The sequence below is a fragment of the Marinifilum sp. RC60d5 genome (assembly GCF_052400665.1).
Classification (GTDB): domain Bacteria; phylum Bacteroidota; class Bacteroidia; order Bacteroidales; family Marinifilaceae; genus JBQTGK01.
Genome location: NZ_JBQTGK010000001.1, coordinates 885,086 through 899,338 on the forward strand (window position 1 = coordinate 885,086; position 14,253 = coordinate 899,338).

Genomic DNA, 14,253 nt, shown 5'->3' on the forward strand with positions numbered 1-14,253 from the left:
TTTTAAGCAACAATATTTTAGAAATATTGACACAAGAAAAAGTGAGTTTCATCAAAACTTTTATATAGTATATCATAATAACCTAAGAACTGTCAAACAAAGAATGTAACTTGCTATTGTTTAAAAATTCGTAAAATATAAAAAAAGATATAGTTATGAAGAAACATTTACTTTTGTTAAGCATGTTTTTGCTTGTTATTTATTCCTGTTCAGACGATAATGACAATGATTTACAGCAAGAACAAACAGATAAAATTAATTCTGCAATTAAAATTAACAATAATTCTGCCGATTTAAGTTCCAGAGTGAACTATACCGACAAACGAGTAATTGTTAATAATTTACCTGAAGGATCTACAAAATCAGTAAAAGCAAGTCCGGATATTGACTTGACAAAAAATTACGACTTTAAATTAAAAGCCGAGGTTGACGCTCCTAAGGTTGACGGAGAATATGTACAAGCAACACATGTTAAAATTATTGATAACATGGCATTTGTATCCTATAACACAAAAGGACCTGAGTATAATGGTGGTGTTGATGTATTTAATATTACCGACGAAAGCAATCCTGTTTTACAAGCGCAAGCTCTAATTTCTGATATTGATGTTAGTGCTGTTGACTACTATGACGGAAAATTATATTTAGCAGGAGCTGTAGATCCTGAATCAGCAGGATATGTTTACAACTCTCCAGCAATTTTATTACAGGTTGAAATGAGTAATTCTGGTCAGTTCCTAGCGGTTACAGATACTTATGATATTCCTTCTTATGTGGCAACAGATGTTGAAGTAGACGAAAACTACATTTATGTTACAAGTGGTTCTAACGGTACATTAACTGTATTAGATCATGATTTAAAACTAGTAAACGAAACAGTTGTTAACGACGCTAGATCTTTAAGTCTAAATAGTGATAATGTTTACGTTTTAGAAGGTGCAACACCTCAAATTCAATCATTTGCAAAAACAGATTTTTCAGTTCAAACTCCTATTTCAGTTAATGGACCGGTAACTATCGAGTCGAAAACTGAAATTGATGTAAACGATGAATACATATTAGCTGCTTTAAACGAAGGCGGTTTAGATATCAGACAGTTAGATGGTGAATTAAAAGAACATATCGAAAGACCTGTAACACCTGAAGATGGCCTTGATGAAGACTACGTAACCAACTCAGTTGCTTTAAACGAAGAACTTTTACTTATTGGTAATGGTGGTGCTGGTTTATATGTGGGAGCTATGATAGAGGAAGATAATGATAATGTAACTCTCTTGGGTAGCATGGATTTTAAATCATCGGTTAACTTTGTTGAATCAAGAGACAATTACATTTTTGTAGCTGCCGGAACTGGTGGATTAAAAATCTTAACCATAGAAATTAACGAAGGTGTACCTGAAGATATTATTCCTACTAAACCTTGCGAAACATTAGTTGATAATATTATTGGAATGTTTCCTGCCGGAAAAAATAATATTGAAGCACATCCAGACTTATTTGCAGATGGAAACAATCTGATTTTACGATTAATTAAAGAATCGCCTGTTTATTTAACCTTTATTGATGAAGGTGCTGGCTGGAGAAATTCATTAGCTTATTATACCTACAATGCTTCAACACCACCAACAAGCCTTGACGATGTTGAATTACACATGCTTTTCCCTAATGTTTCGAAAGAAGGAGAAGGTGGAGGACTTACTTCGGGAGACCGTGTTCAACTTGGCGACGAAGCATTCCCAGAAAATACAGTTATAGGATTCTGTCTAACAGCACAAGGATGGAAAAATGGTGCTACTACCGATGGTGTTTACAGCCACTACACTAACGTAGAGTGGAATGAAAATAACAACCAACAACATGTATTATTTATAGAAGATCAGTGTAAGGACATAGTTCTTTGTTTTGAAGATGTACAATTACCAGGTGGCGATAAAGACATTAACGACATAATATTTACTGTTACCGATAATTCTGAAAACAACCTAGTTGCAACAGCATTTGACACAGAAAATATCATTGTAAAATAAGATAAACTACTTTTTTAAAAAGTGTTATTTCAAATTGAAATAACACTTTTTTTTATCCAAAAATGTGAATTAAAATACCCGACAACACAAAAATCACAAATAATATTTCCATCATCCAGGAATATCGGCTAAGCACAAAATAATGACTTATAATGTATGTTACTGGCAATAAGGCAAGGAAATACAATTCAATACCTGCACCTTTAAAAAGGAAAAAACTCGCAATTGCAAAAAGGAAAAACAAAAATAAAATAGAAAAATATTTTCGTGAACTAATCTTTTTCTCCTCTACTACTTTTGTCATAAAAGTCGAAGATAATATAACTAAAATCATTAAAATTCCCCAAAATACTTTTTGAAATAAACTATAATCGGCCACTTGTATCTTATTTAAAAGAGCCATTAATGTTTGCCATAAAACCGACAAATCATCATTAAAAAAATACCAACTTGCCATGATAAAAACAGGTACTAAAAAACCCACTAAACCGGCAAGACACTCACGAAACCTAAAATATCCAAGGAAAGCAAGAGATATCCAAAACCATATCAAATAAACTCCGGCAAACAAATAAGCCAAACTGGCTAATCCTATAAATAATCCTGCATCAAATGCTTTGGCAAGTGTTCCCGCACCATGATATATTGCAAAAACTCTTTCGAGTGCAAAAAATAACAATATGGATGCCAATAAAGATGGATGCATACCATACAAAGAAACTGTTCCGGTAACAATTAGTGCAAATACAAAAGCTGGCAAATCGGTTCGCTGCCTTATGAATACATATCGTTCGTTTAAACGAACGATAAGTAAGGATAAACTTGCCAGAATAAGGTAGCCAATAATATTTAAGGCAATTAAATTACCACTAGTAATACTTTGCAGAATAGAATAGAGTGGCATTTGAGCAGTATCGCCCGTTAAAGAAACTGGATGTATAAAAGATTTAAGCCACAACAATAGAATTAAAACTGGTACGAATACCAACAACAAATAATGTCTGCCTTTTAGTGTTTTTAAGAGCATGCAAAGAAATGTAAAACATTCACTGCCCCTGCGAGCAGCGAATTATAATATTTATAAGTCGAATCCAATATCTCTACGGAAATATTTTCCTTCGTAATCAATTAAGTCGGCATTTTTAAATGATAATGCCAAAGCTGCTTCCATGGTTTCACCATACGAACTTACCGAAATAACACGCCCGCCGTTTGTTAGCACATCCGAACCGGAATTGCATGTTCCCGCATGAAAAACAAGACTTCCATCAACTTTATTAAGATTGGTAATTGCCTTTCCTTTTTCATAATCCTCAGGATATCCACCCGAAACCAACATCACTGTTGTTACAGTTCTAGTATCCATTTCAAAGTCGGCTTTATCAAGCTCCTGCTTCGAAACTGCTTCCATTAAATCTAGCAAATCAGATTTTACTCTTGGCAAAATAACCTCTGTTTCAGGATCTCCCATTCGCACATTATATTCAATTACATAAGGATCTCCTTCAACATTCATTAATCCAATAAAAACAAATCCTTTATATGGGATATTATCTTTCTGTAATCCGTTAATAGTAGGCACAATTACACGCTCTTCCACTTTCTGCATAAAATCACCTTTAGCAAATGGAACCGGCGAAATGGCACCCATTCCTCCCGTATTTAAGCCAGTATCTCCTTCTCCGATACGTTTGTAATCTTTAGCCTCGGCCAATGTTTTATAACTTTTACCATCGGTTAAAACAAATACCGACAATTCTATTCCTGATAAAAATTCTTCTATTACAACCCTGCTTCCAGCTTCACCAAACATACCGCCCAACATCTCTTTTAAAGACGTTTTAGCCTCATCTAAATCATTAATGATAAGAACACCTTTACCAGCAGCCAAACCATCGGCTTTCAGCACGTAAGGAGCTTTTAAAGTTTCTAAAAACTGATAACCTTCTTCAAGATTATCCTTAGTGATACTTTTATATTGTGCAGTAGGAATATCATGTCGAAACATAAATTCCTTTGCAAAATCTTTACTCCCCTCTAATTGTGCACCTAATTTCTCAGGTCCGATTACAGGAATATTTTTAATTTGCTCATCGGCAAGGAAAAAATCATGAATTCCATTAACCAATGGATCTTCAGGACCCACAACTACCATATCCACCTGATTAGCCAAAGCAAATTCCTTAATTTTAGGAAAATCGTTAGGATCTAAATCTATATTCTCGGCTATTTCTGCAGTTCCGGCATTACCGGGAGCTACAAATAGTTTTTCTAATTTCTTACTTTGATTAAATTTCCATGCAAATGCATGTTCTCGGCCTCCAGACCCCAAAAGAAGTACGTTCATCTGTCAGATTAATTGAATTAACTGGCACTGCTAAGCTTAACAAGTCAAACAGTTACAGGTTATGTTTATAAAATGGTATTAATAGTTTGATCGAAAGCAAATTTACGTATTCAATTGCAGTTATCATGCTGTAATGTGAAGGAATTTTCTCTTTTTCTATTCACAAATTTCAAATTCGTATCCTTTTTCGTGTAAATCATCAATTAAACGGGGAATCGTATAACGCATATTTTTATCTGCCTTAACATGATTATGAAACAATAGAATAGATCCCGGACGAATCTTTTTCATAACATCACGATAACATCTCTCTGGCGTGATATCCTGACGATAATCACCACTCAACACATCCCACATTACAATTTTATATTCTGCTAATAAATGTTTGGCCTGAGCTCTTTTAATTAATCCATAAGGCGGGCGAAACAACTTCGAATCAATAAAATCTGATGCCAGAATAACATTCTCGACATAATTTAAGGTATTTTGACTCCACCCCCGCAAATGATTAAAAGTATGATTACCCACAGCATGTCCTTCCTTAATAATTTGCCGATAGAGTTGTGGATATTTTTTTACATTATCGCCAACACAAAAAAAAGTAGCTTTCACATTTTTTTCTTTTAACAGTTCTAAAGTCCACGGTGTAGACTCAGGAATTGGTCCGTCATCGAAAGTTAGATAAACTTTTTTAAGTCCCGAATTGTACCTCCACACAAAATTTGGAAACAATATCTTTAATATCCCAGGAGGCCTTAAGCATCTTAATTTCATGATTCACCTTTATAATTCTTCAATAATCGTTTAAACTCTATCTCAATCTTTTTATTTAATTCTTGCTTGTCATATTCAGCAGTTATGCGATACAACACCTGCATTAAATACAGGTTACGATTTTGCCATTTTGGAAACTCCGAAATCGATTTTGCTTGTAAGGATGAATAGTAATCCAACTCCTTAATTAATCTTGCTGATATTTTCTCGATTAAGTCATTGGCCTTAACATTTGCGCCGGCACGATAATACGTTTGCGCCATTAAAACACCAATATAATCCATACTTACAATATCATTTGGGATCAATTTTCTACTTTTATCGAGCACAAAGATAGCAGAATCACTTTTTCCCTGATCAAGTAAAGAATTCGCCAATCGTAAGAAATTATTACGTATACTTAATGTTAGTCGAGAACTATTTTCATCCATATAAATATCAGGATTATTAATAGTCGACCACTTAAATTTATGCATCATATTAGCATACATTACATCGGTATTAACTCTTCCTATCTGCATATCTTTATTCTCTGTTTTAACCGGAACCAATCGATAAGCAAAACCTTCCAGCTGAAAATAGTTTTCGAGACCATAATATCCATTTTCAGGAACCGTAACGGCAAAATAAACAGGTCTTTCCCAGTTGTTATGCTGTAAAATATCATAAACTATAAGACCGCTTTTATCAATATAATTACCTTTTAGCTCCCAATGTAAATAATCCTCGATAAGAGCAGAATCATTCTTACAAACAGTATTACTATTTAAAATTTGCTGTTTTTCAATTTGGAAACGGAATTTACTGGCTGGGAAATATTCAATTTTCTCCTCATATCCATATATTTCTTTGGTACTTTTTTCATCACTCATTAAATATTCCATAGCAACATTTAAATCTAAGCCATTGTTCTTATTCACATAAGCCGTTAAGCGAGGATCATCATACAAATAAGCTACATCGCGAGTTCCATACAAATACTTTTCTTTTTTTAAGGATATGGGTAAAGAATCGGAATTGTAATTTTTTTGTTTCATCTGGTCGATATACCAATCGGTAGATAGGTAACTCAAATTACAAACTCGCACATCGGTTCCTATGCCTTCAACTTCCTGCAAATACCAAAGTGGGAAAGTATCATTATCGCCCATGGTAAAAAGAATAGCATTTGGCTGGCAGGAATTCAAATAATTACAGGCTAAATCTCGTGCAAAATAACGATTCGATCTATCATGATCGTCCCAATTTTGTTGAGCCATTAATCCTGGTACTGCCAGTAAACAAACTATAAAAACTAAAGGAATTGCAATCTTCTCCTGTTTAATAAATTTCTGTACTAATTTTAAAAACGCAACAAAACCTAAGCCAATCCAAATGGCAAAAGCGTAAAACGATCCTGCATAAGCATAATCGCGCTCTCGTGGCTGCAAAGGTGTTTGATTTAAGTACAAAACAATGGCTAATCCCGTAAACAAAAACAGGAGTAAAACAACCCAAAAATCATATTGTCCTCTCTTCGTTTTTCGATAATGATAAAGTAATCCCACAAGTCCTAAAAGCAATGGGAAAAAGTAATACTTATTATTTGCTTTATTACTTTTCATCTGCTCTGGACGTAGATTTTGATCTCCCAAACGCATATTATCGATGAAAGAAACTCCTGAAATCCAATTACCCTGAATTACACCACCATAAGATTGATGATCGGACTGACGACCAACAAAATTCCACATAAAATAACGCAAATACATGTAATTAAGCTGATAAGAAAAGAAGAAATCAAGATTCTGAACAAAACCAGGTTTTTCCTTCTGGTTGGGATTTAATCCAGTCCATTTTGCGTACTCTTCAGGATTTCTACCACTCATTCCTCGTGAATGCATTCGGGGAAATAAGGTTTTATGCGAACTACTGTAATTGGCTTTTGTTTTTTTATACGAAACTACATATTTTCCATCCTTTTTAATATAGATATTTTTATCCTCAATAAAGTTTTTTTCATTATTAAGCGGGGCATTAAAATATTGACCATAAATCAAGGGCGTATCACCATACTGCTCTCTATTTATATAGGATAACAACGAATACAAATTTTCCGGATTATTCTGATCGAGACTTGGATTTGCCGCAGAACGAATCATAATTAAAGCATAAGAAGAATATCCAATTAAGATCACAGCGAAAACTGTTAAAACAATATTTACTAACTGCCTATTATTTTTCAGGGTATAAAAAATTCCACATGAAAGGCTGGCAATAAGAAGTATTAAAAAAATGAACAGACCACTATTAAATGGTAATCCAATAACATTTACAAAAAACAAATCGAATAAAAATGCCAATTTTACAACTCCTGGAATGATAAGATACATTGCTGCTCCCAAAAATAAAACCGACAATACCAAAGCTTTTAAAACACCTAAAGTCGAAGGTTTATATTTCTTAAAGTAATACAGCATTACAATTGCCGGAATAGCAAGTAAGTTGAGCAAATGGACTCCGATAGACAAACCCATTAGGTAAGCTATTAAAATCAGCCAACGATTGGCAAACGCTTTATCTGCTTCATTTTCCCATTTCAGAATACACCAAAATACTACTGAAGTAAATAATGATGATGTGGCATAAACTTCACCTTCGACTGCTGAAAACCAAAAAGTATCGGAAACAGCATAAGTCATAGCTCCAATGAAACCACTACCCATAATTATCCAAATTTGGGCAGTAGAACAGGTCATCTTTTTTACAATTAGCTTTTTGGCAAGATGTGTAATTGTCCAGAACAAGAATAAAATGGTAAATGCACTGGCTAATGCCGATAAGCTATTTATCATTAATGCAACATTCTCGCTGCCATTGGCAAAAAGAGAGAACATTCTTGCAAGCAACATAAAAAAAGGAGCTCCTGGCGGATGACCTATTTCCAACTTATAAGATGCAGTGATAAATTCTCCACAATCCCAGAAACTAACTGTTGGTTCGAGGGTTAATAAATAAACAACAGCAGCTATGGAAAAAGAAATCCAACCTATAATAAGGTTAAGTTTTTGATACTTGCTCATATCTTACAAACAATGCTTTATACTTACTAATTGAATTTTCGAAGGTAAGATTTTTAGCACGAAGTATCATTTTATACAATATAAAAAATCTTAAAGCACTCTAATTGCTTTAATATTTATCGGTTATTTAACAAGGATCAAATTATAATTTTCTTCTTAACATTTACTAAACATGCTTGTAGTAGAGTAATTAACCTGCAACAAAATCGAAACCTTTATAGTTAAAAGCACACAAAATGTATTGAATTTATATTTCATAAAAAATGGCCATCTGCAATTAGATGGCCATTGGAAAAATATTTTCTTAAAAGTTCTATTCTCGATACGATTTAAACAAGAATTCAAACTTTTGCTGAGTTTCTTCTTTCAATTTGGTTTGTTCTCCCATATCAGCTAATCCGAGTAACATTTGAACAACTCTTATTTCACGCTCCTGCTCCATACGGAAACTATTTCCTAAGGCAGGCTGTAGAGAGAAATAATAATTTAGTTTATCGTGCGATTGCTGAGCCATATCAGTAAGTAACTTATTGGCTTTTTCAGTTGCTCCTGCTCTATAATATTCCTGAATAAAACCAATTAAGCTATTATCGTAAGGAATCTTAGGAGCTGGCAATTCTTCCATACATCGATCAAGCACTTTTACTGCTTTTTCATTTTTCCCCTCATCGTTTAGTTTACTTGCTAATCGGCTATAATTAGAACGAAACGACATGATATTTAAAGTGAGAATATGAAACTGATCTACATATACATCCTTTTCTTTAATTCTACCAAACTCAAACTTATTCATAAAGTTATCATAGAGTACATCGCTGTTTATTCTACCAATTTCCATTCCTTCGGTTTTTGTTTTTATTGGCACCAAACGATATGCTGCACCTTCAAGCTGAAAATAATCTTCCATTCCTAAAAAGCTGCTTATGCCCATTCCGACAGAAAAATATATTGGTCGCTCCCATTTGTTACTGGCAATAATATCATAAACCATAATATCATTTTTATACAAATAGTTTCGCTTAAGCTTCCACTCCAATCTATCCACAATTAAATGAGCATCCTCGGGACGTACCGTTCCGTTTGCAACAACTTTTGCCGAATCAACTGGCACATAAACACTTTTTCCAGGGAAAAAATCCAACTTTCTACCGGTTTGCATTTCAACTCTTGATATCACAGAATCGCTAGCAACAAAATCTATCATCTGACCCAAATCCTGAGCTTTTTTAAAGCGCTCAATAATAGGTACCTGATCGCGAACTCCGGGCTCAATTTTTTCAGGTCCCATTGTCATTGGTATAGGATCCGAATCGTAAGCTTTCATTCGCATTTGGTTTATGTACCAATCGCCAGCTAAAAGACTCAAATTGACAATCCGAATATCGCGGCGAATTCCTTCTACTTCCTGAGCGTACCAAAGAGGGAAAGTATCATTATCACCATAGGTAAATAAAATGGCATCGGGAGCACAAGAATTTAGATAATCCTTAGCATAAGCTAATGTAGCATACCTTCCCGAACGATCGTGATCATCCCAGTTTTGCTGAGCCATTAAACCAGGAACTGCGATCAAACAAATACCTGTAACCAATCCTGCAGTAACAAGATCTGGCATGTATTTTTTTAATGACTGATACAAGCCCATAACTCCAAATCCAATCCAAATTGCAAAAGCATAGAACGATCCTGCATACGCATAATCACGCTCACGAGGCTGATATGGATACTGATTTAAATACACTACAATAGCCAATCCCGTTAGTAGAAACAGTAACATTACTACTGTAAAATCCTGCTTGCCTTGCTTTCCCGATCTAAACTGATAGATTAAACCAATAAGCCCTAAAATAAATGGCAAGAGAAAATATGTATTTCTCGATTTCTTATTTTTTAATTCTGGATATAACTTATCCTGATTTCCAACTTTCATTTCGTCGATAAAATCGATTCCCGAAATCCAGTTTCCATTTAAAATTCCGCCATGACCTTGAATATCATTTTGTCGACCAGCAAAATTCCACATAAAATATCGCCAATACATGTGCCCAATTTGATAATTGAAAAAGAATTTCAAATTAGAGCCAAAACTAGGTTTGTAAACCACTTCGCCATTTCCCAGGGTAACAGGGTTATCTTTTTTAACTCCTCCCCATGATTCGTATTGCCTTACATGATTATCTCTTGAACTATACATTCGGGGAAAAATGGTTTCGAATCTTGAATCGAATTTATATTGCTGTTTTCTGGAAGCAATCACATATTTCCCGTTTTTTTGAATATAATTAGGCTTAGTCTCAACCAAATCGATAGCTGGAGCATTATAATATTCACCATACAATAAAGGACGATCGCCATATTGTTCACGATTTAAATAAGATAAAAGAGCAAATACATTATCCGGATTATTCTCATCCATTGGTGGATTTGCCGATGATCGAATTACAATCATTGCAAAAGACGAATATCCAATTACAATCACTACAAAAGCTGTAAGTATGGTATTTAAAATCACCATGTTCTTTTTAATGGAATAATTAATTGCCCAAACAACAGCAGATATTACAAGTATTGCATAAACCATTACTCCTGTATTGTAAGGCAAACCAAAGCCATTGACAAACAGTAATTCGAACCATGAAGCTACTTTTACAACACCAGGGATAATTCCATACATAATTGTTGCCAATATGGACACCGAAAGTACTGCTGCTCCAATAATTCCATTACGAGTAGGCTCATATTTCTTAAAGTAATACACAAAAACAATAGCCGGAATTGCCAATAAATTTAACAGGTGAACTCCAATTGATAGCCCCATTAAATAAGCAATTAAAATAAGCCAGCGATTCGAATTTTTTTCATGAGCTACATCTTCCCATTTTAGTATTGCCCAAAAAACTACCGCAGTAAATAAGGATGATGAAGCATAAACCTCTCCCTCAACTGCCGAAAACCAAAAAGTATCTGAAAAAGTATAGGCCAAAGCACCAACCAAACCGGTGCCCATTACTGCGAATAAATTCGCTTTGGTAAGTTCTGTTTCATTACCGACAATTTTTTTAGCCAAATGTGTAATGGTCCAGAATAAAAATAGTATTGTAAAGGCAGAAGCCAGAGCCGACATTACATTCACCATTAAAGCAGCCTGCGCCGGACTGGGTGCAAACAAAGCAAAAAATCGTGCCATAATCATAAATAAAGGTGCTCCCGGAGGATGACCAACTTCCAATCCGTATGCTGTAGTAATAAATTCACCACAATCCCATAAACTGGCTGTAGGTTCAATCGTTAACAAGTATGTAATGGCCGCAATAATAAAAGCTACCCAACCTAACACATTATTAACCAATCTGTAATTCGACTTCATCTTGTGTGTATTTTTGTTTTTCTATTGATATATTAAAAAATAATCTGAACGAAAATAGTTAAAATTCAGTGTATACTGCGAATTACTTAGGAAAAATTTCTTCTTTTTGTTTGCACACAAAAAAAAATTACTACATTTGCAGAGCCTTTGAGAAAAGGCATCTTGATTGACCTATGGTGTAATGGTAACACACCTGTTTTTGGTACAGGCATTTAAGGTTCGAGTCCTTATAGGTCAACACAAAAAGCTTCGAAATTCGTTTCGGAGCTTTTCTTTTTTTAGTAAATATTGATCTTAAATATTTTATTTAATTCTCATTAACTATACTCCTGCTTTCCTTATTCACTTTCCAACTAAAAAGCTTACCGCTAATCAGTTGTCAATTTCGAAAATCGAAAACTACCGGCTATTCCCTGATTATCGATACTTTCACCTTCTATTGTTGTTTCGTTAATCAGCATCCCATCCCAGGAATCTAATTCATATCTAATTTCATAATCAGAGTGAATAATATCATATTCAATAGCTTTTATTTTTATTCTATTCTGAATTATTTCCCCTTCAATTATCTCCTGAATCATAAAAGTATCGGAAGATTCTACATTTTCGGAAAAAATTATTTTCCCGCTCAATTTTCTGCCTTTTTGAGTCAATAAAAGTTCGCCCTGAGCAGTTCCATACCCATAATCCTCTTCATAAATCCACTTTCCTGTTAAAGATTCTATTTTTTTTTCTTCCATCTTCCATTTCCTTTCAAATTGACAATCAGAATCATTACAAATTCTCTAATACAACTAAACAATACACTTTACTAAATTTTTACAATTTTTAGTTTTGGGGAATAAATATTTCTACTATATTTGCAACGTCTTAGTCAAAAAACGACTACAACAATTGTCCCATGGTGTAATGGTAACACACCTGTTTTTGGTACAGGCATTCAAGGTTCGAGTCCTTGTGGGACAACAAAAGCTTCTGATTTTATCGGGAGCTTTTTTTATTTACTAACAAATCCAACATATCCTACAATAGGCTGATTTTGGATATTAACATCTGTTACCCGAGCCCAATCCGGACCATTTCTACACCAATCACAAAACAGATCAACAGCCAGTTCTTCCCCTTCAGCCTCTACATAAACCGTACCATCTACCTGATTCTTTACAAAACCATTTACACCAAAACGCTGCGCTGCCTTACGAGTATGATATCGAAAGCCAACTCCTTGCACTTTGCCGTATACTGTTATGCTTACTGATTTCTCAGCCATTTTGTTTTGATTTTTCACAATATAGGAAATAAACAATGACGAATAAAAAATTATAAATTAGTAATTGTAAGAAATCGTGAGTTCAAAACTTGATATTTTGAGCATGATCTATTCTAAGCTGCCAGCTATAGCAGGCAACAAATATTATGCAATAATCTTGTGTTGGATCTTTGTTTTTGGAATTTGATTTTTGGGATTTTGTACTTGAGACTTGGAGCTTGAATCCATCAACACCCCTCTGCCTGTCGGCATCTCCCCTAAAAAGGGAGAAAGCTACTTGTTATTTTGTACTTGAAGCTTGATACTTGGAACTTGTAATTTTTTCACATCAAACTTTATACTTTTTACTTTGAACTTGATTATTTTTGCCTCATGATCAACTACCACGAACCATTATTTCGCCCACCTAGCGAGGCACATTCCTTAATTATCCAAGCAACCTTAGGGTGTGCATGGAACAAATGCGCTTTTTGCGAAATGTACAGCAGCAAACAATTTAGAGCTCGTAATGAGGAAGATATTTTTACCGATATCGAATCTATGTCGCCATATTCGAACCATTACCGAAAAGTATTTTTAGCCGATGGCAATGCTATGGTACTCTCATTCGAAAGGCTTTCGCGGATATTGGATAAACTAAATGAAACATTTCCCCGCTTAACACGAATTTCGGCCTATGCAATTGCAAAAGACATTGAAGCCAAAACAGATGAAGAATTGCAAGCTTTAGCAGCGAAAGGACTCAAATTACTCTACGTGGGAATTGAATCGGGCGATGATGAATTACTAGGTAGAATTAACAAAGGAGAAAACTTTAATAGTACCAGCAAGGCGCTTCAACGAGCACGAAAAGCAGGAATCAAACTATCGGTAATGATTTTAAATGGCTTGGGCGGTAAAAACTACTCCCACCAACATGCCATCAATTCTGCAAAAGTAATCAACGAAATACAACCCGAATTTCTATCAACCCTCGTTCTAAGCTATCCTTATGGCGAAGAACATTTCATAAAAAAATTCGATGGAGAGTTCATTCCACTCAACACCATTGAACTGATTGCTGAATTGAAAGTATTTATCGAAAAACTGGAATTATCCCAAACTGTTTTTCGAAGCGATCATGCCTCCAACTATTTGGTTCTGCGTGGCAATTTCCCCCGCGATAAAGAAGAAATGCTTTCTCGTATTAATAGAGTTTTAGATGATCCTGCAAATGCGAAATTACGACCGGAATGGATGAGGGGTTATAGAATAAAAACTTACTTTATAACCATAAAATTTTTCTTATTCTTAATACGATTCCAATTTTTCATGTTCATGGATTGAATCATTTTTGTATTTAAATCCACAACAACAAAATCTTCGTCTGCAGTAAACAGCAGTTCTTTAATTTTTCTGAATAGTTT

Annotated in this window: 9 protein-coding genes and 2 tRNA genes; 4 read left to right on the forward strand and 7 right to left on the reverse strand. The window is 34.5% G+C overall.

Annotated features, from left to right (window positions below):
* Nucleotides 1-155 precede the first annotated feature (155 nt).
* Nucleotides 156-2,027, forward strand: coding sequence for a DUF4114 domain-containing protein (locus ACT3CE_RS03785; protein ID WP_444708426.1), 1,872 nt, complete (start codon nt 156-158; stop codon nt 2,025-2,027).
* A gap of 52 nt (nt 2,028-2,079) precedes the next feature.
* On the opposite strand, the gene ACT3CE_RS03790 is transcribed toward ACT3CE_RS03785, so the two are convergent.
* The 5 genes from ACT3CE_RS03790 to ACT3CE_RS03810 form a co-directional block, all read right to left on the reverse strand.
* Complete coding sequence (locus ACT3CE_RS03790; RefSeq protein WP_444708427.1) at nt 2,080-3,054, reverse strand: hypothetical protein; 975 nt, start codon at nt 3,052-3,054, stop codon at nt 2,080-2,082.
* Between the two features lie 51 nt (nt 3,055-3,105).
* Nucleotides 3,106-4,374 (reverse strand): phosphoribosylamine--glycine ligase, encoded by a 1,269-nt coding sequence (gene purD, locus ACT3CE_RS03795; protein WP_444708428.1) that lies wholly within the window; start codon nt 4,372-4,374, stop codon nt 3,106-3,108.
* Between the two features lie 156 nt (nt 4,375-4,530).
* Nucleotides 4,531-5,148: a polysaccharide deacetylase family protein gene (locus tag ACT3CE_RS03800; RefSeq protein ID WP_444708429.1), complete on the reverse strand. Its 618-nt coding sequence runs from the start codon at nt 5,146-5,148 to the stop codon at nt 4,531-4,533.
* On the reverse strand, nt 5,145-8,210 hold the full coding sequence (locus ACT3CE_RS03805; RefSeq protein WP_444708430.1) for a protein O-mannosyl-transferase family: 3,066 nt from the start codon (nt 8,208-8,210) through the stop codon (nt 5,145-5,147). Before ACT3CE_RS03805 ends, ACT3CE_RS03800 begins: the two co-directional genes overlap by 4 nt.
* Before the next feature lie 313 nt (nt 8,211-8,523).
* On the reverse strand, nt 8,524-11,577 hold the full coding sequence (locus ACT3CE_RS03810) for a protein O-mannosyl-transferase family (RefSeq protein WP_444708431.1): 3,054 nt from the start codon (nt 11,575-11,577) through the stop codon (nt 8,524-8,526).
* Between the two features lie 167 nt (nt 11,578-11,744).
* Here ACT3CE_RS03810 and ACT3CE_RS03815 point away from each other — a divergent pair.
* Nucleotides 11,745-11,815: transfer RNA gene (locus ACT3CE_RS03815), tRNA-Gln, on the forward strand.
* Nucleotides 11,816-11,945: 130 nt separating this feature from the next.
* Here the strand turns inward: ACT3CE_RS03815 and ACT3CE_RS03820 are convergent.
* The gene (locus ACT3CE_RS03820; RefSeq protein ID WP_444708432.1) at nt 11,946-12,317 is read right to left on the reverse strand and encodes a hypothetical protein; all 372 of its coding nucleotides are present in this window, start codon (nt 12,315-12,317) and stop codon (nt 11,946-11,948) included.
* 155 nt (nt 12,318-12,472) lie between these two features.
* Here ACT3CE_RS03820 and ACT3CE_RS03825 point away from each other — a divergent pair.
* A tRNA-Gln gene (locus ACT3CE_RS03825) sits at nt 12,473-12,543 on the forward strand.
* A gap of 31 nt (nt 12,544-12,574) precedes the next feature.
* On the opposite strand, the gene ACT3CE_RS03830 is transcribed toward ACT3CE_RS03825, so the two are convergent.
* Entirely contained in the window at nt 12,575-12,847 is a 273-nt protein-coding gene (locus tag ACT3CE_RS03830) for an acylphosphatase (protein ID WP_444708433.1), read from the reverse strand.
* A 372-nt stretch (nt 12,848-13,219) separates the two neighbouring features.
* Between ACT3CE_RS03830 and ACT3CE_RS03835 the strand changes: the two genes are divergently transcribed.
* Entirely contained in the window at nt 13,220-14,173 is a 954-nt protein-coding gene (locus tag ACT3CE_RS03835; RefSeq protein WP_444708434.1) for a radical SAM protein, read from the forward strand.
* Nucleotides 14,174-14,253 lie beyond the last annotated feature (80 nt).

Excerpts from the sequence above, each read along its gene's own strand:
- ACT3CE_RS03785 (WP_444708426.1), top strand. The coding sequence starts at position 156 with ATGAAGAAACATTTACTTTTGTTAAGCATGTTTTTGCTTGTTATTTAT.
- ACT3CE_RS03830 (WP_444708433.1), bottom strand. The coding sequence starts at position 12,847 with ATGGCTGAGAAATCAGTAAGCATAACAGTATACGGCAAAGTGCAAGGA.
- ACT3CE_RS03810 (WP_444708431.1), bottom strand. The coding sequence starts at position 11,577 with ATGAAGTCGAATTACAGATTGGTTAATAATGTGTTAGGTTGGGTAGCT.
- ACT3CE_RS03820 (WP_444708432.1), bottom strand. The coding sequence starts at position 12,317 with ATGGAAGAAAAAAAAATAGAATCTTTAACAGGAAAGTGGATTTATGAA.
- ACT3CE_RS03835 (WP_444708434.1), top strand. The coding sequence starts at position 13,220 with ATGATCAACTACCACGAACCATTATTTCGCCCACCTAGCGAGGCACAT.
- ACT3CE_RS03805 (WP_444708430.1), bottom strand. The coding sequence starts at position 8,210 with ATGAGCAAGTATCAAAAACTTAACCTTATTATAGGTTGGATTTCTTTT.
- purD (WP_444708428.1), bottom strand. The coding sequence starts at position 4,374 with ATGAACGTACTTCTTTTGGGGTCTGGAGGCCGAGAACATGCATTTGCA.
- ACT3CE_RS03790 (WP_444708427.1), bottom strand. The coding sequence starts at position 3,054 with ATGCTCTTAAAAACACTAAAAGGCAGACATTATTTGTTGTTGGTATTC.
- ACT3CE_RS03800 (WP_444708429.1), bottom strand. The coding sequence starts at position 5,148 with ATGAAATTAAGATGCTTAAGGCCTCCTGGGATATTAAAGATATTGTTT.